An 18,802-nucleotide genomic window follows, 5' to 3' on the forward strand; every position below is an offset into this window, starting at 1 on the left:
TTATTTTTGCGATCAGAAAATGAATATTTTCTAACAATCACGTCAATAAATAGTGCTGTCTTAGATTTTTTTCAATGAGATGACAGCTGATAAAATAAGGAGATCAGTTTTGGACAGGTATTGCCGGAGGGTATCGATGGCTTTATACACCAGCTTATAAGTACTGGATACAGATAGTTGCATGAGTGCCGCTATTTCTTCATATTCCATTTCTTCATAGTAGCGCAGGTGTATGATTTCCCTTTGTCGCGGCGTCATTTTTTCCAGTGCGGCCAACAGGTTGCCGCGTATGCTTTCCAGTCGCTCCCGGCTGATGATGGTTTGGTCATAACCAAGTTCCTGGCCAGGTCCCGGCCATTCGTCCAACACGGTAAAACTATATTTACGTTGCTGCACTTCCAGCATACGCAGTAGCACCCGGCGAAACGATTTATATAAATAATTCCTGACAGATTCCGTATCCTTAATCGTGTTCCGGTTCTTCCAGAGCTTTACGAACAGGTTTTGCAAGGCATCTTCTATCAGGTGATCATCAGCAGAAAACTTATGGCCGTAATTAAATAGTGGTGTATAGTACCTATCAAAGATCATTTGCAGGGAGGATTCATCTCCGGATCGAAAAGCATCCCATATATCTTTGTCATCCTGCATGTGGCCTGGTTGATACTGTTGGTTCAGGTGCGAAATTGCTGAAAATGTTTTACATTTCAAACTCAACGGGCATATATAAGATAGTTTGCCGTCTTCCCCGCAAACGTAGATGGCATGGGCCATTGGGGCTCACTACAGTCAATTGGTTTACCGCTATTTATAAGTGTCTCATACACACTATATATATTCCGGCAGGAAGACAATATAGTTAATTTTATTTTCCGGCACTTTTCACCCCCGGGGGGATGGCAGGTAATAAGGGTTTTAATGAGTATTTTATATATATTCGTTCCCATCAGCAGACAAACTACCATATGAAGAGATACACTTTAATCATTGCTTTACTTATTTCCTGTACGGCGTATGCCCAGAACACAATTAATAATTACAAATATGTGTTGGTACCTGAGAAATTCGGTTTCACCCGGGAAGACAACCAATATGGGTTAAACACCCTGGCTAAATCGCTCCTGGAAGAAAAGGGATTTACCGTTTATTTCGATAATGCCGAAGTGCCCAAGGAACTGGCCGGCAACCGCTGTAATGCGCTGAATGCAGATGTAGCGCAGAAAAAAGGGTTGTTCGTGACTAACCTCACACTCATCCTGAAAGACTGCCAGGGTAATATCATTTTTAAAAGTAAAGAAGGAAAAAGCCGGGAGAAGGAATTTGCTACTGCCTATAACCTCGCCCTGCAAGACGCTTTCACTTCCCTGAAAGATGTACCTTATGCTTATAATGGTACCGTTACCGCAGCTCCGCAGGCTACCACACCGGTAGCAGTAGCTCCGGCTCCGGCAGCTACTACCCAGGCATCAACACCCGCTCCTGCTCCTGCGGCAGTAGCCGAAGTAAAGGAAGCTGCCGGCACCTTATATGCACAGGCAACTCCCAATGGCTTCCAGCTGATAGACCTCACTCCGAAGAAAGTGTTAACCTTGCTTAAAACATCGGTGCAGGACTACTTTATCGCTGACAACGATACCACACACGGCATTGTGCTGAAAAAGAGCGGCGACTGGTATTTCGAATATTATAAAGAGAATAAGCTGGTTTCCGAGAAACTGCTGATTAAGTTCTAAACACCGTACCAGGCCCGGTTACACGGCTATCATCCACGCGTTACTTCCGAAGGCGTAAAGTGGCGGTGTATATCGGGCCGGTATATTTCCATCAGCGACAATGGCCTGCTGATATCATTAAACCCGTACTGCCGGTACAATTCATGTGCATCCAGTGTGCTGAGCATGATCCGCCTCAATCCCTTTATCCACGGTTGCTCCTGTAAAAAAGCCATCATCTGCTTAGAGATCCCCTTGCCTCTATATGCCGGCAACACAAACACATCGGCCAGCCAACCGAAGGTGTTATAGTCGGTAATCAGCCTCGCAAAAGCCACCTGCTGCCCTTCCTCAAAAGCGCCCATACAAAACGAATGCGTGAGCGCCCCCTCCACCAACGCATAAGATATACCCTGCGCCCAATAAGAGTCTGTCGATAAATAATCGTGTATCATCGGGATATCCATGTTGTCCTTACCCGTTCTAATGGTTACTGTTAATGTGTTCATCCTTCGTTTTTCCCACAAAAATCGGCGAAAGCGACAGATGGATACAGATACAATTTTGTATTTATCAATGGATACAGTTTATATTTGGAGATGGAAAAGGAATATTTATACCTGGAAATATCCCGGAACCTCGCCCACCTGATCCGGCAGCAGTCGCTCCAACCGGGCGACCGGCTCCCTTCTGTGAGAATGCTTTGCCGGGAACACGGTATCAGCATGAATACCGCCAAACGGGTATTCCTGGAGCTGGAAGGGCAATCGCTTATTGAATCCCGGCCCCAATCCGGCTACTTCGTCAGCCACCAGCGGCACCGGGCCTTGCCGCTACCGGAAATCAGCCGGCCGGCGCCGGCCTCCAGCGAGGAAGAACCCATACCATTGATCAACAAAGTATACAGTCATATGGGACATCCTGACCCGGACCTTACCTTGTTTTCCATTGGCGTACCCTCCGAAGCATTGTTGCCCGTAGCCCTGCTCAATAAAGAAATGATCAAAGCCACGCGATCGCTTTCCGGCAGTGGCACCGCTTATGAACCCTTGCCCGGCAACGAAAAAATGCGCAGGGCTGTAGCACGCCGCTCCTATACCTGGGGAGGCCACCTGCAACCCGATGATATCATCACCACCGCCGGCGGCATGAATGCCCTCTCCTTCTGTATGATGGCCACCACGAAACCCGGTGATACCATCGCCGTGGAAAGCCCCGTATACCACGGCATATTACAACTGGCCCGGAGCCTGGGATTGCGGGTCATGGAGTTACCTACCCATTCTCAAACAGGTGTAGATATAGCCGCATTAGAAAAAGCCATTCCTCATATACACTGCTGTTTGCTCGTGAGTAATTTCAACACGCCCCTGGGCAGCTGCATGCCAGACAGCCACAAAAAAGCAGTGGTGGAACTATTGGCCCGGCACCATATCCCGCTGATTGAAGATGATCTGTATGGCGACTTATACTTTGGCGGCAGTCGCCCTAAGTGCTGCAAGGCCTTCGACAAAACGGGCACGGTGCTTTGGTGCAGCGCTATCTCTAAAACGCTGGCTCCTGGCTATAGAGTAGGCTGGGTGGCGCCCGGCATTTACAAAGAGCAGGTGTTGAAATTAAAGTTGGTACATGCCATCTCTTCCGCTGCTATCACGCAGGAAGTGGTAGCGGGTTTCCTGGAGAGTGGGCGTTATGAAAACCATTTGCGCAAAATGCGGCAAACATTACAGGCCAATTGCCAGCATTATATGGCTGCCATTGCCGAGTACTTTCCGGCCGGCACAAAAGTATCCCGGCCACAGGGCGGATTAACGTTATGGGTGGAACTTCCGGGCATCAATACTACGGATCTTTACCACGTAGCTATCCGGCAAAAAATCAGCATTGCGCCTGGCAGGATCTTCACGTTGCAAAATCAATTTGAAAACTGTATGCGGCTTTGTATGGGGTTGCCCTGGTCGGAGGAGCTGAAGGGAAAACTGAAGCTGTTGGGAAAATTAGCAGGGATGTTACAATGATAGGCGTGCAAATAAAAAGGGGATCATTCTTTTCTATAGATGATCCCCTTTTCATATTCTCCGAGTATGACTTTGCCATAAATGATCTTCGTCCAGCCATTTTCAAAGCCATGATTGTTGGCAATCAGGTAGCCTTTGTTCTTGTCTCTCTTAATAATCTTATGGGCATCGATATACCGGCCTTTTACCTTGCAAAACACGATGTCGCCAATGGCGTAATCGGGCGAACTGGTAAAAGTCAATAGTGTGCCACTTTTGAGGATGGGCAGCATAGAAGTGCCAAAGGCCTTCATCTTTCCTGTGCCAGCCATAGCCAGCTCTTGTTTGAGTCGTTCGTACTTGTTCATATGATATGTATTTAAAAAATTAAGTGGGTAATATGGGCGTCCGGGGAGCTAAAGGGGCGGTGTATAGGGTTTCTCTGGTGTTATTATTAAAAAATATGTCTACAGTTATCAGGGTTACAGGGTTGCTATTTTTTTTGCAAATATAGTCATTTAAATAATATCGGTTGTGTTACCGCTCATCACTTGAAAAAGAAGTATCCCGGATATTTATATAAATTGGCGTCAGCCGGCGATTACAGGTGATCACCGGGCTTTTTCTAAATCAACGTGAACAATGAAGTTACTGCACGCTTTCCGAAAAGGCCGAACCAGCCTTACCCGGTTTATTCCTGTTATTTTACTGGGCGTATTATCGTCCTGCTCCAGTTCCAGGAGCACTATCAGCAACGGCTATATGTATATCCAGAAAGATGGCCGTGAAAAAAAACAATGGAAACTGGTTTGGGAAGACAACTTCGACCAGCCCCAATTGGATACCAGCAAATGGACCATGGTACCTCCCGGTGGCTCGGCATGGAACAAGCATATGAGCACAGATCCCCGCTGTTATGCCTTAAAGGATGGGAAGTTATTTCTCCGCGGCATCATCAATCCTGATACCCTGAAAGATCCAAGGCCTTTTATTACCGGCGGGATATACAGCAAGGGCAAATTCGCTTTTCAATATGGACAGGTGGAAATCCGTGCTAAACTGGAATGCGCCCGGGGCGCCTGGCCCGCCATGTGGATGCTGGCGGAAACAGATAAATATGGAAAGTATCCGCGGAACGGAGAAATCGATATCATGGAACACTTAAACTACGACAGTATTGTTTATCAGACCACTCATTCTTATTATACGCTTAATCTAAAACAGGATAAAAATCCGCCACACTATGGTACTGCGGCGATTCATCCGCTGGAGTTCAATACCTATGGCATCAAATGGTTTCCGGATAAAATCGTGTTCACCGTAAATGGAAAAGAAACCTTTACCTATCCCAGGGTGGCCGGTGTAGATCCTTCACAGTGGCCCTATGACCAACCCTTCTACCTGCTGATAGATCAGCAGCTGGGAGGCGACTGGGTAGGCAAGATCAGCCCGTCTGATTTGCCCGTACAAATGATTGTAGACTGGGTAAAAGTGTATCAGTAACCATTTATATATCGCCATTTAATGGCTTAAATAAGATCACAAAAGGGGGCGCCTGCATAAAATCAATTCCGGTATAAAATTTCATGGCTGGCATAAACCGGTGTGTCATCAGTGTAATGGTAACTAGCTGCTGTTCCCGTGCAAACTGCTCTGCATGGCTGATCAGCAGCTTTCCATATCCTCTTCCCTGCATGGAGGGTGCGATAAAAAATTCATCAATATACAATTGCCGTCCATTCCACCAGGTTTTGGTACGGGCAAACAGGGCGCCTGCAAAAACATCATTTTCGTATAGGCTAAAGCCCTTAAAATTATCTGACAACAAATACTCCATCAGGTACCTGGCCGCATCTGCAGGCTGCCATTGGTAATTCCATGGCGGCTGGTTATAGGCCTCCATAAATACATCCGTATAGGCGGAGATATCTTCCCGGGTAACCGGCTTTACTATGGTATTTGAATGATCCATCTCAGCAATTGTTTAAGGCATCCTGCAATATTTCTCCCAGTTCACGTACATGTGGCTGGTGTAACATGGTCACATGATCTCCCGGTACATCAAATGTTTTCACTCCTTTCTTTGCATATTTCTTCCAGCCAAAATACCTGGCGTCTTCAATGAAGTTAATACGACTTTTGGCTTTAAAGAGATAAATGAAATTATCAAACGGCTGGAGATGATACGCTTTCAAAGCCGCATGGTATCTTTGGTTAATGACCTTTATTTCGCCATAGACATTCTCCTCTCCGGTTGCATCCTCTTTCAATACGCCCATTTTTCGCAGTTTTTTCACCAACAGGAAATACTGGTAATGAATGGTGGTATAAGGCGCTTTTATGGCCGATTGCAGGATCCATAGAAACTTGGGAAATTGCCGCCTGATCTTTTTAGAGAGCGTTTCACGCCACGATTTATTATAAAATGCGTTTTCTGCATCCGTATCAAAGATGCCCAGCAATTTCACTTCTTTGCCCAGGGCGGTTAACTGACGTTCCATTTCCACGGCCACATATCCGCCGAAAGAATAGCCGGTGATAGCATAAGGTCCATTGGGATTATGTTTCAATATTTCCCCCACATAGTGGCGGGCAATATCTTCCATGGTAATTTCCACATCGCTGGCTTTTTGCAGGTCCCACGGCTGGAGGCCAAATACCGGTTGATCGTCATCCAGGTAACTGGCCAGCTCTTTGAAACTAAAGGTATATAAGCCTTCCCCATGCACGAGGTACAGCGGCATTTTACTTCCACCGGGTTTAATTGGCGTGAGCGATTGCCAGCTGGCGGTAGTATCCTTTCTTTCTATAGAGCCCAGCAGGGAAGCAATGGTAGGATGCTTGAATAAAATAGCTGCAGGAAGTTTGATGCCGGTGGCATGTTCAAACCGCGACATGATCTGTAGCGCCATCAGGGAATGTCCTCCCAGCTCGAAGAAGTTATCATTTACACGGATCGTTGCTGTTCCCAGCACCTGTTCCCAGATGGCAGCCATAATGGCTTCTTCTCCCGTTAATGCCGGACTGTCTTCCACTACCACCTGTCTGGGGACTACCATATCCAGCAAGGCTTTCCGGTCTACCTTACCATTAATATTGAGCGGCATACTTTCCAGCGGTACCCATTGCGTAGGTATCATATAATCGGGCAGCCTGGATTGTAAATAATGAGTGGTTTGCTCTTTGTCGAAGCCTCCTTTTGCCACTACATATCCTACGAGTTCCATTTTAGTTTTTTCTTCCCCCCTGGCCAATACAACAACACTTTCCAGTTGTCCCTGCTGGTAAAGTACGTGCTCAATTTCTCCTGGTTCTACCCGGAAGCCTCTTATTTTCACCTGGGTATCTTTCCGGCCTATAAACTCCATGTTCATATCCGGAAGCATGCGACCCAGGTCGCCGGTACGATACATCCTGCTGCCGGTGGTGGGGTGAAAAGGATCGGCCAGGAAAGCTGCTGCTGTTTTTTCCGGCTCGCCGGCATAGCCCCTGGCAACGCCTACTCCGCCGATGTACAATTCTCCCGTAATACCATTGGGCACGGGCTGCAACTGTTCATTCAGGATATAAAAAAAGTTATTGGTAATGGGCCTGCCATAGGGAATACTCTTCCAATGAGGCGGTACTTCTTCCACAACAAAATAATTGGACCATATCGTGGCTTCCGTAGCTCCTCCCAGGCTCACCACTTCTGCGGCGGGGAAAAACTGCTTTACGCGCTGCGGTAAATTGACTGGTATCCAGTCCCCGCTTAAAAACACTAACCGCAAAGTATGTTGCCGGTAGCCCGGGTTCATTACTGCCAGTTCTTTTACCACATAGTCCAGTGTGGAAGGTACCGAGTCCCAGAAAGTGATCTGGTAGCGCCAGAGCATAGCCTGCAGCTGGTTAATATCATTCACCTCTTCCTGCCCGGCAATTACTACGGTGCCGCCGGCCGCCAGCATGCCGAATATGTCATAAACAGACAAATCGAAACACATAGACGTAATAAAAAGCAGCCGGTCGGCCGGGCCTACCTGGAAGCGATGATTCACCCATAAAATAAGGTTCACTGCTGCATGGTGTTCAATCATGACGCCTTTGGGCTTGCCGGTGGAACCGGAAGTATAGATGGTATAGGCCAGTTGGCGGCTATCCACGGGGAGCCGGAGGTTAGCCGGATCGTAGCGATCCAGTTGGACAGCGCTGATATTAATACAAGGTATGGCAGGAGCTGCGGCCACTAGCGGGTATTCCTGGTCCACCAGCAACAGGCTCACCGCGGAACTGGAAAGAATATACTGCTGCCTGTCGACCGGGTAATCGGGATCGACAGGTACATAGGCGGCACCGGCCTTTAATATGGCATACATGGCGATTATCATGTTAAAGCCACGTGTGGTGATCAGCCCTACATTGTTTCCGGGCGTGATACCCTGTGCCACCAGTAGTCGCGCCAGTTGATTGGCTTGCCGGTTTAACGCCTCATAGGTGAGGGTGGTGTTGCCCATCTGAAGGGCTGTATTAGCCGGTTTTTTTGACGCTTGTTCCTCCAAAAGGGTATGCAACCCTTTATCGGTGGGATAGGGCGCTTTGGTGTGGTTAAAGAGTGCCAGTTCCTGCAACTCCTCTTCTGTGAGCATCCGTAAGGCCCCTATCTGCTGATTGGGCTGATTAAATACAGCGGTGAGCAGCTGTTTATAATGCCTTACCATGTTGGTGCCGGCTTCTTCATCGTGGTAAAACAGTTGCCCTTCCAGGACAACATCATGTGTATCGATCATCACCACCACGCGGTCTTCTGAAGCAACATCATCCATTGTTAACGCTACAGAAGAAGGATTTGAAACAAATACGCCGCTCAGCGTACCGTCTGCCGGCAGTTCCAGCGCCGGCTCGTTTGCAGCGTCGATGGCCAGCGTTGCCTGCTTTAATGCCTGCACAAAAGTCTGATCCCCTGTCAGATTATTGGTCAGCGTAATGGGCATATCATCCAGCAATGCCACCGTAAAGATATCGCGCTGGCTGCTGTAGCGGTATAAAAGGATTTGAAATACGGTCAGCAGTATATTAACGGGACTGGTACCTAACTCCTGGCTACATTGCAGCAACTGGGCTGTTAACCTGTTGTCAGCTTTAATAGGAACCGGAACGCCCTTCATGCCGTTGCTACCATTGCCGGACAATGCGTCAGCCGGTAATTTCCTAATAGGTAATGGATCGCCACGCATTCATCTAAGAATTTTAATATTAAAATAATTTCAATTATTTGTACCAATGCCTTCCGCAAGTACAGGCATGGGAAACAAAATAAGACGATCGCCAAGCAAGGTAGGTGGGCCAAATTACAATGCTTTAGCAGGTGCAATTAATTCGGATGTTTATTATCAGTGTAAAGTGTATTCCACAGATTTTGACATTATAAAATGTTTGACTGTTCAGGAAACGAAATGTTTAATGCAGCCGGCTTTTTTAAGCCCGGCAGTTAACTGCCAATGAAAGGTATTCTATAGCTATCTTATTTTCCCGGGCGCAGAAATTTCCTATTTTTGAACATCATCACCATGCTATCCAATATATGAATACGAAAATACATACCACCAACTACCAGGATACCTTTATCGAGGTAGCAACAGATACGAAAGCGGTCAATGGTACCAAGCCTCCTTCCAAAGGCGATAAAAAAAGTATTGCCAAACTGCAATACGAACTGATTGCGAAGCATCCCTATCAATACACTTCGGACGATGTGCTGTTCCAGGTATTTGCCGAGAGAAATGACCTGACTACGGCAGAATATAAGCAGGCAAGGGAACAGTTTTTCTCTAAAGGGCAAGCCTGCCTGAGAGCATCTCCCTTAACCAAAACCTACGGTTTCGGCGTTCATTGCGACAGCCACGGAAAAGTGGCCATCTATGGGGTAGAAACGCAGGCTTATGAAAAGTTTGTGGTCGACGGGCAGCTAAAGAAAGTGAAAGCCATGCGTTCAAAGCGATAAAAATCAGCTGTCGGAAGCAGGCACTTATTCCACGGCATCCACCAGCTGTTCCTTTTCCAGGAGTTGCAGTAACGCCTGTTCTGCCAGGATACCGGGACAGATCTTTGTCCACCTGCGTGCGTATAGCACCCAACTGTGTTTATTAGCTGTTCTCTAAACGACTTATAAATATTGTTGGTGCGGAAATCAACCATAGAAATATCAGTCCATATATCAGCAATTCTACCGGTAAGCATAAAGTGCGGTTGTAATCCTGCAGTGCGGTAAGACTTAATAAAAGGCATCCAAAATGTATGGCGAGATAAAGCAGGTTCACACCAAATGCTAGTTTTATCAACCGGTTGAGCTGGTACTGCGAGCTGAAAGTACGTAGCAGCAAGATGCTCGACACCATACCAGCTACCGTTACAGGAAAATCGAGATATCGATGCATCTTCAGGAACTGATAATATTCCCCGAGTATACCTTCCTGAACACCAGGTCCATTCATTTCCATCATTAGATCCGGTAATATCATCTGCATTCTGAATAACGAAATCGCCAACAAACATATCTTCACGCCGAAGAAAAAGAACATCCCCAATAGTGCTGCCACAGAAGCCGTTGGCGAGGCCGGAAAATTATGCACACATATTACTATGAATGGATACAATATTACAAATGAAGCAATCAGCATAACAGCTGACGACGCCAAATATAGCGGACAACTTCCTTTAAACAGCGCAGCACGCAGTGTAGTATCCACCGGCGGATCCACATAGAATACGTAACTTTTAAATGAAATCGCCAACATGTAGACGAGTACGATGCAGGCTCCGGTGAGATAGGCAGTACGGGATAGTGAACCAGTTCTCAAAACTTATCTTGATTTTATTTGGATTATTTCTTTTCCAACTGCTTTATCCGGTCGGCTAACTCCGATAACAATTGCTGTTGACGCGCTATCACCTGCTGTTGCTGCTCCAGTTGCTTATGTTGATCTATTAAATACAAAGTCAACTCTTCTATCTTCTTCATTTGTTTTTGCTGCATATCTCCTACATCCAGTCCATCCCTCACAATTTCTGCTTCCGCGGGGATATCGGGAAGATGTTTATTACCGGCGATATACTTTTCTACGGAAGACAGTGACGGCAGTCTATAACCTGGATCAAATACGTAATCTGACCAGCCGGTCATGGTTACTTTGACCCGTTGGGCGGTAATTGTTCCGGCTACAGCTAATAATGACTGCGGGTTGCGTGTACCGATACCCACATTGCCGTTATCCATGAGTGTAAAGCGGGAGGCACATAACCCTGAAGGGCATCCAAGGCTGTCATATGCCCAAAATTGAAGACTGTTACCATAACTCCCACTCATGTTCATTATTTTCCAACTGCTGGCAGTGCCCGGCGTTTTCTTTGCCGGGTTATCCAGCACAATCATCCCACCGATGCCAGGGTCGCTAATAATACTGGCAATCGGTCCATTTATCTTTGCATTTCCTCCTACCTCCAACCTGGCAGTAGGAGCTGCCACACCTATACCAACAAAACCTGCAGCGTTGATGCGCATCCGTTCCAGGGCGGAAGTTCCGAAAACAATGTTTTGCTGCATGTCAGGTACGTTAGAATATCCGCTTAAGTCTATATACGACTTCGTACTCGCATTGGTCCCTCCTCCCGCAGTTAACCTTAAAAAGCCGTCATCAAGATAATAAGAAGTACTCCTTCCCCTGATTTCAAAGGAAGTACCATTAGTAACAGGAGGACGATTAGAGGTATTACTTAGTCCCCAACTAAGGGCTATACCTCCATTTACCTGAAGTTTACTGAAACCATCATCTGTAGAACCCAATACAACACGGTTGGTGGTTGTATTTCCATTGGTGGTTACAGTTTGTAGATCCTGGGCCGTAGCGCATACAGTAAGAAGCCCCAGGGTGGCGGTAAACAAACATTTCTTCATAGATATAATAAAATTTACAGGTACTAATATAGCCTATTCTTTTATTTTTTCATGATTCAATACCAGCCAATTGTGATAGTTGAAGACGGCAGGCAACGGTAGCACATGAGATCCATCAAGCCTTAAGGCTTGATGGATCTCATGTTATTCATTATCCTCTTTGGAATGCTGCAGTTATTCTAGTCCTATTTGATTACGCCGGATTCACATAAGCAGTTGTCACCCTCACTATGGTATTATCCTGGAAAACAACATTGCTCCTGTTACCCGCTGTAGCGAAAGTAACCCCTATTGTGGAAGCGTTACTTTCCCCATCAATGGTATTGTTAGAAATGATGCTATTAGTTAGCTGCGCGGATGAGGAATTATTGACAGATATCCCTTTGTAGCTGGCCGGAATAATAATACTGTTCCTAAATATCCGGAGTTTATTTGTAGCAATATTCTTTCCAAGTGGATTAATATTAATACCGTTGGTATTCTCAGGGGTAATTTCATTGCCGCTAATCGTCAAATCATCTGCGGCATGAATAGAGATGCCCTTGAGTTTATTTCGCAGAATGAACCCGGACATGCTGGGAATGCTAACGGCAAATTGGTTGTGCATCTGGATATAGTCAATTTCGTTATCCAGTACTTTAACGAACAGCTTATCAGTTGTATCGAGTAGAGACCGTAAAAACCTCACCCCAATATTTCCTTTTATATAGTAGGTGCCCAACCTGGCATAGCTGAGGGAAATTGATGCATTGTTGAAGTTATTGTCTTCAATATAGTTGATTGGATAGGTAGCTTCTACTCCAAATAAATAGGGATCCCTGGTATCGGAAAGGTTTCCCTGTTTGAGAAAGTTTCCCTTCAATGTAAATTCCTCAATGGTTCCTGACGCGTTTGGTAAATACTCTTTATTAATACAGGAGCTATTGGCTGCGGTAGACGTATTATCGAAGTGGTTATTGGTAACACTCACCCGGTTGAAGCTTGCCCCGGTAATCTGGAAGGAGAAATTCAGACAAAAGATGAATGGACCATAAACATTATTGTTGTTGATAAACACCTGGCGATTGGGGCTGTTTGCGACAATGATAGCAGACATTGACGTTTTATTAGCCAAAGTGGTATCTATTAAGTTACCATCTACCACAAACCTTCCTTCTGTGGCATCACTGGATTGTGCAATGGAAATGACAACACCAGGCAAATCATCCACAGCCCTGTTAATATACTTAATGCTATTATTGCTAACCATTCCACTGTAACCTTGTTCCAACCATATTGATCCTTGCGGGTTCGCACATCTCAACCGAAGATGATCGTGTAAAATAGAATTATTGCTGCAAATGGTGTCCATCTTTGTTCCGGACGCGATATCACTAACAACAGCGATGCGGTTGATATTAATAAAGGTGCAGTCTGATACTTTCGTGTAGGCATTTCGTGAAACAACTCCATCTCCAAAAGTATGATACCATTTTTTTCCGCCAATGGTCCCGTCAAATGAGTATGCCACGCCGTCAACAAAAAAATTATCAGGTAAAATACCTACATTTTCAAAATGGCAATTATTGACTGCTATAGTTCCCGCAGATTCACTTGCACAAGCATCCTGAGCTATATTTATAAAATAGGAGTTTGAAACAGTTACAAATTTGCTGGAATAATAATCATAAATGGCTCTGCCGTGTATATTAAGAAAGTAACATCTATCAATATTAATAGCATTGATGTTGATAGACGCAATTCCAATGGTTCTTTTGGTAACTACACATGGGGAAACACCAAATTGCACCGGGGTACTGGCCCAATAGCTATTTATCTGGTCTCTCCGGCCATCAAAGGTGATACCGGTCACTTTCGCCCGGGTATTGGCGCCTTCAAAGCGGAACATATTGAAATAGGTGTTCTCATCTCCTTTCTTAATTAAAACCGCATTCTCTCCGGAAATAGAGCAGGAATAGTCCGTTTTGGTTGTCAATCCATTGAAGGTAATATCAGCACCAATCAGGTAACTCGCAGGCGGGAAAAAGAGATGCATATTGTATTCCGATACATATTTGGCTGCGTTCTGCAGGGATACAGTATCATCTGTTACCCCATCTCCCTTTGCGCCAAACTCTTTAACGCTTACTGTACCATTTAATAATTTTACCCAAAAACCTGTCCCATTTGCGGAGAATACTGTTCCGCCATTCGGAGCAACGGGACTTGTAGCTGACCAATAGAAAGATCCGCCACCACCATCTCCCTTAGTATAGTAGCCTAATACTTCTGCTACATCGTTTACTGTTCCCGGGGTTGTAGACAAAGATGAAATACTCTGAATAATCATAGATTGAAATTTTAGAAGTACAAAAATTGAATGTGCTTCTAAAATAACTCAGGGCTCCGCATTGTATGTACGCATCAAATTTCCATTTTACCCTGCTCCCAACTTTTAAATGGTATCTCCTACGCGCCAAAATACCCGCGCAACAGGAAATAACCGCCTCCAATCAGCAAAAGATCCACTCCCACTGCCAGCAGGCTCAGTGACCAGCCAAAAATTTCCCAGTAGCGGAGAAACCTTAATGTATCCGGCTTTCCAGGCTCGAATATAAATGCAGCTTTCTCACCTATCTGCCATTCGGTAGATGAAGATCCGGCATCATGTCTGTACGCAATTGCCTCATAGTGGCGGCTACAAATGTCGAAAACAGGAATATACCAGGTACCTTCATCATCCTTCTTTTCAACAAGCTGCGTAACGGTACCCAAAACCCGTTCGCCATTTTTCACAAAGGCCAGCCGGCTTTTCAGGCTCACTAATGCACCAGCTAACAGTACCGTCCCAACGACTATAAAAACGAGATATATGATCATCTGTTTAACTTTAAATAATTCACTTTTTAGCAATGACTGTCCCCTCCGGCAACTTTATCAACGGACGAAGCAAATAGTAACCGGCGCCAACAATAATCAACGGAATAGCAACGGCCAGAAAAAGTATCGCCCAATTAAAAAGCCAGAAATAACTCATCATCGTAGCGGAATGTGGACTTCCCGGGTCGTACAAAAAGGTAGCTTCTTCCCCGATATCCCAGGCTGGCGGGTGGCTTGCAGCTGCATGATGGTAAATAATCTGGCCATTCTCTTTTGTCTTTACTGCAAAAACCGGCGAGTAAGCGCCATCGATATCTTCCATCGAGATAACAGTACCAACGGTCCGCTCACTTCTGCGGATGAAATCAATAGACTGTTTAAATTTGTATAATGAAACGGCAAGTAAAACGACACCGGTTAACAAATATAGTTTGTACCACATAGGATGATTTGAATTGTAACATAAAAGGTTATATCGACTCCATTTCATTTAGTTTTTCCAATGCTCTTGCCTCGTGCGCCCACAATGGAAAAAGCTGCTCCTCCGGCAAAGAAGACGAAGCCGGGATAAAAACAACCCGGGGGTAATTGATAATCCTATAGAACAGCGTCCTGGCTCTTGAAAGATGAAAGTCGGACGTTATAATTGTCAGTATATCAGGCTGCTCCTCAAGCACCAAATCTTTCGTCATTTGAAAGTCTTCGATGGTATTGGAAGAAGAGGGACAGTTGAGAAATGCATCCGCAGGGATACCTCTGTTTATAAGATATTCTTTAGCATAATAATAATGCGGCTTATCAGTTATATTAAAATGTTGACCAAAGCCCCCTGTGCAAACAAGTTTAAAGTCATTGTTTGCCTTATAAAAATTATACGCACATGCTAACCTGTCTTCAGCTATTTGTGATAAGTTTCCCAAATGATCATTGGGAGCGCCAAGTACAATCAGTAGTTTATTCATAAAATTCGTTGCTGTTATGCTACCTGCAATCGTATATCCTTATAATGATAATTAAGTAAAAGGTACTTAATTTATCAAATAAACAGGCATGAAATTGTATAGCCGTTGCTGTTATTATCTTTACCATGGCCAAGGTGATTTTAAATCGATCTACATATGACGAATACTTCGTAAATTAGAAATAGTATATGTGTGAAACTTGCAAAACCCTGCTGCCCAATATTGACGTCAACACCCACAAAACGTATTTAAATGCAAAAACGTATTGCTTCCCTGGACGTATTGCGAGGTATGATAATGGTGGTCATGGCGCTTGACCATGTAAGAGATTTTATGACCAACGTCCGGTTCAGTCCCACTGACCTGTCCCAAACCACCCCCGCCCTATTTTTTACGCGGTGGATCACACATTTCTGTGCGCCCGTTTTTATTTTTCTCGCCGGCACCGGCGCTTTTTTTTACGGCGTAAAGAAGAACAATCCTGCCCAGCTCTCCCGTTTTCTATGGACGCGGGGCTTGATGCTGATTATTTTTGAAATCACCATTATGAATTTTGGAAATACTTTCAATTTCCATAACACCCTTATTATACTGCTGGTGCTCTGGGTCATTGGCGTGTGCATGATCATCATGGCTGCATTGATACATCTCCCGGCTAAATGGATAGCTGCCATAGGCCTTTTGCTCATAGTTGGGCACAATGCACTGGACGGCATTAAGGCAACTGATTTCGGCTCCTTACGTGCTGTATGGATGATCCTCCATGAGCCGGGGGTATTGACCATCTTTGGAAAAACAAATGTGGTGTTTGCTTATTCCGTCATACCCTGGATAGGCGTAATGGCCCTCGGTTATACCTTCGGGCCAATTTTCCAGATGGAAGCAGCCCGGAGACAGCGGATATTATGGTTGATGGGTATTGCCACCACACTGGCGTTTTTACTGATCAGGGGTATAAACATTTACGGAGATCCCGCGCCATGGTCTTCTCAAAAAAATGCGTTGTTTACTATTCTCTCCTTTCTCAATACCAACAAATATCCACCTTCCCTCTGCTTCCTTCTAATGACATTGGGACCATCCTTTATATTACTGGCTATTTTAGAAAGAGGAATTGGCCGGATCAGCGATTTTTTCATCACATATGGAAGAGTGCCACTTTTTTATTATATCCTGCATTTTTACCTGATCCACCTCCTTTCACTCATCGTGGGCACATTGCAAGGTTTTAAAGCGAGTGCCTTCCTGCAATTCGTCGATGCCTTTCCCCCTTCTTACGGACTTAATTTGTGGGGTGTATATACCATGTGGGTTTTAACAGTGTTAATCATGTATCCCTTATGCAAATGGTACGGCAACTTAAAAAGCAGGAGTAACAATATATTGTTGACTTATATTTAGGAGCAAGCAATTCTTTCCCTTATATTTATTTCCTCAACGATATCATTTATGAACAAAAGCCGGCTGGAAGCCTTTAGCGACGGCGTAATTGCCATTATCATCACCATTATGGTCCTGGAAATAAAAACGCCGCACAGCGCCGAGTGGAAGGACCTGCTGCCGTTATACCCGGTAGCACTGAGTTACATCCTGAGTTTTATTTATGTAGCCATCTATTGGGGCAATCATCATCATCTGCTGCATACTGTAAAAAAGGTGACGCCCTCCATTATCTGGGCCAATGCCCATTTACTATTCTGGCTATCCTTGATTCCTTTTGCCACCGCCTGGATGGGAGAAAACCATTTTGCGGCGCACACGGTTATTGTTTATGCCATATTCCTGATGCTGGTGGGTGGTGCTTTCGCCATTCTTCAGTTCACCATTGTCAAATCCAATCCATATTCAGCGGAGATGCAGGTGGCCTTAAAGCGGCAACAACGCAAAGCCTTGTTATCTGTTACTATTTACCTGGTAGCCATCGGCACAACCTTTGTAAATACCGCTATTTCCGGCGTACTGATTTTCCTGGTGGCAGTACTCTGGTTTATCCCGGATAAAAATATTGCAAAGGCACTGGAAGCATAATATAGCCCCCATGGCGATCGTTAAGCGCCCTCATCATCATAACAATACTGCGGATAAATTGCAGTAAGCCTTTCTACTTTTGACATTACACCCTCAATCGTGCTGCCAATAACAGCCACCTCTCAAAATAACCCAATTTCCCTCATTTTAAACCAAACACCATATGAACAAGGAATTTAAAGTGCCCAAGCCAGTATATCCCTGGCCAACCCTTCAAAGCCCTTTCGCCGGAACCTTGTATGAAGAAGAAAATAATTGGTATGACCAGGACTATCAATTCTTATCAAAAGAGGCGATGGCAAGGTATAAAAAGATGCGATTAGTGGATGTAGGCCCCTTTATGGTGCCAGCTGCTACCAAAAAGGATAACGTCCTCCATGCAACACGTTTTGCAATTTATATGACCGTAACTGACGATTATGTGGAACTTTTACCCATAAAGGAGATAGCCGCATTCAGAGACCGGATTTTTGAAGTTATGATGGGGGATGATCCCCGGCCGGAGGAAAAAGGAATATTACGGCAAATGCAAACAAACAGGAAGGAGTGGATGGCGCTTGGAATGCCGGACTTCTGGCTGGAGCGGATAGCTACTAATTATAAGTATCGCTTTGTTACAGACGGAATTATGGAAGAATCGCCCTATAAGATCAGCAAGGGCATTCCTCCTATTCCTCTCTTTCATTTAATCCGCGCCAATTCTATAGGCATGATTCCATTTGTTGATTTAATTTGTCCCTCAACTGGTTTTGCGCTACCCAATCATATTTATAAACATACCGTTATCCAGCGCATTATTATGCTGCAGGCAATCATTGTTGCGCTTCAGAACGATTTTGCCACTATCGGGAAAGAGCTCGCCATAGAATCAGAGATTTTCAATATCATCACACTATTACAGCATCACCATAAAATATCTTTTGATGAAGCCTGCACGGAAGGCATGCGAATTCATGATGAGTTTGTAGACGAATTTGTAACATTGTCAAATCATCTGCCGGATTTCAGTCCATACCAAAAAGAAACAGCCGAGTTTATTTACTACATAAAACAAATGATCAGTGGTTTAAATGATTTTTATTATAAAAGCGGAACAAAACGGTATGAACCTGGTGGATTTGCGGTACCTCCCAATGGAAAAGGCGAGACGATAGACAGGATAGAAATTAAACATTTCTAGCCCTGGTGGCCGCTACCAGCGCAGCACCCTTCTTTCGCGGAGCTTCGAAAGCCTATGACGTAAACCTTGGCGGTCGTCTTTAGAGGTCGCAAAATGCGACCTCTAATCGTCAAGCGTCTCTCTGGGTCATTTCA

The 18,802-nt window shown here is 45.0% G+C and carries 18 protein-coding genes; 7 read left to right on the plus strand and 11 right to left on the minus strand.

Annotated elements, in window-relative coordinates; genetic code table 11:
• Positions 1 to 60: 60 nt before the first annotated feature.
• On the minus strand, positions 61 to 651 hold the full coding sequence (locus HGH91_RS20505) for an RNA polymerase sigma factor (protein ID WP_168740681.1): 591 nt from the start codon (positions 649 to 651) through the stop codon (positions 61 to 63).
• A gap of 314 nt (positions 652 to 965) precedes the next feature.
• On the opposite strand from HGH91_RS20505, the gene HGH91_RS20510 reads away from it, so the two are divergent.
• Positions 966 to 1,733, plus strand: a complete 768-nt coding sequence (locus HGH91_RS20510; RefSeq protein WP_168740682.1) for a hypothetical protein — start codon at positions 966 to 968, stop codon at positions 1,731 to 1,733.
• A 29-nt stretch (positions 1,734 to 1,762) separates the two neighbouring features.
• Here the strand turns inward: HGH91_RS20510 and HGH91_RS20515 are convergent, their stop codons facing one another.
• A complete protein-coding gene (locus tag HGH91_RS20515) occupies positions 1,763 to 2,221 on the minus strand; it encodes a GNAT family N-acetyltransferase (protein ID WP_168740683.1) in 459 nt (152 codons plus the stop codon).
• A 90-nt stretch (positions 2,222 to 2,311) separates the two neighbouring features.
• On the opposite strand from HGH91_RS20515, the gene HGH91_RS20520 reads away from it, so the two are divergent.
• Positions 2,312 to 3,730, plus strand: coding sequence for a PLP-dependent aminotransferase family protein (locus tag HGH91_RS20520; RefSeq protein WP_168740684.1), 1,419 nt, complete (start codon positions 2,312 to 2,314; stop codon positions 3,728 to 3,730).
• A gap of 23 nt (positions 3,731 to 3,753) precedes the next feature.
• On the opposite strand, the gene HGH91_RS20525 is transcribed toward HGH91_RS20520, so the two are convergent.
• Positions 3,754 to 4,077, minus strand: a complete 324-nt coding sequence (locus HGH91_RS20525; protein ID WP_168740685.1) for a S24 family peptidase — start codon at positions 4,075 to 4,077, stop codon at positions 3,754 to 3,756.
• 274 nt (positions 4,078 to 4,351) lie between these two features.
• On the opposite strand from HGH91_RS20525, the gene HGH91_RS20530 reads away from it, so the two are divergent.
• Complete coding sequence (locus HGH91_RS20530) at positions 4,352 to 5,212, plus strand: glycoside hydrolase family 16 protein (protein ID WP_168740686.1); 861 nt, start codon at positions 4,352 to 4,354, stop codon at positions 5,210 to 5,212.
• Positions 5,213 to 5,216: 4 nt separating this feature from the next.
• Here HGH91_RS20530 and HGH91_RS20535 read toward each other — a convergent pair whose 3' ends face one another.
• Together HGH91_RS20535 and HGH91_RS20540 are read right to left on the minus strand one after the other, a co-directional pair.
• On the minus strand, positions 5,217 to 5,681 hold the full coding sequence (locus tag HGH91_RS20535) for a GNAT family N-acetyltransferase (protein ID WP_168740687.1): 465 nt from the start codon (positions 5,679 to 5,681) through the stop codon (positions 5,217 to 5,219).
• 1 nt (position 5,682) lies between these two features.
• Positions 5,683 to 8,922 carry a non-ribosomal peptide synthetase gene (locus HGH91_RS20540; RefSeq protein WP_168740688.1) on the minus strand — a complete coding sequence of 1,080 codons (3,240 nt, stop codon included), beginning with the start codon at positions 8,920 to 8,922 and terminating at the stop codon, positions 5,683 to 5,685.
• Between the two features lie 347 nt (positions 8,923 to 9,269).
• Here HGH91_RS20540 and HGH91_RS20545 point away from each other — a divergent pair, with 347 nt between their 5' ends.
• On the plus strand, positions 9,270 to 9,689 hold the full coding sequence (locus tag HGH91_RS20545) for a DUF6157 family protein (protein WP_168740689.1): 420 nt from the start codon (positions 9,270 to 9,272) through the stop codon (positions 9,687 to 9,689).
• 142 nt (positions 9,690 to 9,831) lie between these two features.
• Here HGH91_RS20545 and HGH91_RS20550 read toward each other — a convergent pair whose 3' ends face one another.
• The 6 genes from HGH91_RS20550 to HGH91_RS20575 form a co-directional block, all read right to left on the minus strand.
• Positions 9,832 to 10,545: a hypothetical protein gene (locus HGH91_RS20550; protein WP_168740690.1), complete on the minus strand. Its 714-nt coding sequence runs from the start codon at positions 10,543 to 10,545 to the stop codon at positions 9,832 to 9,834.
• Between the two features lie 23 nt (positions 10,546 to 10,568).
• Positions 10,569 to 11,639, minus strand: coding sequence for a hypothetical protein (locus HGH91_RS20555; RefSeq protein ID WP_168740691.1), 1,071 nt, complete (start codon positions 11,637 to 11,639; stop codon positions 10,569 to 10,571).
• A gap of 193 nt (positions 11,640 to 11,832) precedes the next feature.
• Positions 11,833 to 13,968, minus strand: coding sequence for a right-handed parallel beta-helix repeat-containing protein (locus HGH91_RS20560; RefSeq protein WP_168740692.1), 2,136 nt, complete (start codon positions 13,966 to 13,968; stop codon positions 11,833 to 11,835).
• A gap of 119 nt (positions 13,969 to 14,087) precedes the next feature.
• Positions 14,088 to 14,498 carry a DUF3592 domain-containing protein gene (locus HGH91_RS20565; protein WP_168740693.1) on the minus strand — a complete coding sequence of 137 codons (411 nt, stop codon included), beginning with the start codon at positions 14,496 to 14,498 and terminating at the stop codon, positions 14,088 to 14,090.
• Between the two features lie 19 nt (positions 14,499 to 14,517).
• Positions 14,518 to 14,940, minus strand: a complete 423-nt coding sequence (locus HGH91_RS20570; RefSeq protein WP_168740694.1) for a DUF3592 domain-containing protein — start codon at positions 14,938 to 14,940, stop codon at positions 14,518 to 14,520.
• 28 nt (positions 14,941 to 14,968) lie between these two features.
• A complete protein-coding gene (locus tag HGH91_RS20575) occupies positions 14,969 to 15,460 on the minus strand; it encodes a YdcF family protein (protein ID WP_168740695.1) in 492 nt (163 codons plus the stop codon).
• Between the two features lie 252 nt (positions 15,461 to 15,712).
• Here HGH91_RS20575 and HGH91_RS20580 point away from each other — a divergent pair, with 252 nt between their 5' ends.
• From HGH91_RS20580 to HGH91_RS20590, 3 genes are all read left to right on the plus strand, one after another.
• Positions 15,713 to 16,861: a DUF1624 domain-containing protein gene (locus tag HGH91_RS20580; RefSeq protein WP_168740696.1), complete on the plus strand. Its 1,149-nt coding sequence runs from the start codon at positions 15,713 to 15,715 to the stop codon at positions 16,859 to 16,861.
• Positions 16,862 to 16,909: 48 nt separating this feature from the next.
• Entirely contained in the window at positions 16,910 to 17,488 is a 579-nt protein-coding gene (locus HGH91_RS20585; protein ID WP_168740697.1) for a TMEM175 family protein, read from the plus strand.
• Between the two features lie 163 nt (positions 17,489 to 17,651).
• Entirely contained in the window at positions 17,652 to 18,668 is a 1,017-nt protein-coding gene (locus HGH91_RS20590) for a terpene synthase family protein (RefSeq protein ID WP_168740698.1), read from the plus strand.
• Positions 18,669 to 18,802 lie beyond the last annotated feature (134 nt).

This window comes from Chitinophaga eiseniae, assembly GCF_012641265.1.
Taxonomy (GTDB): domain Bacteria; phylum Bacteroidota; class Bacteroidia; order Chitinophagales; family Chitinophagaceae; genus Chitinophaga; species Chitinophaga eiseniae_A.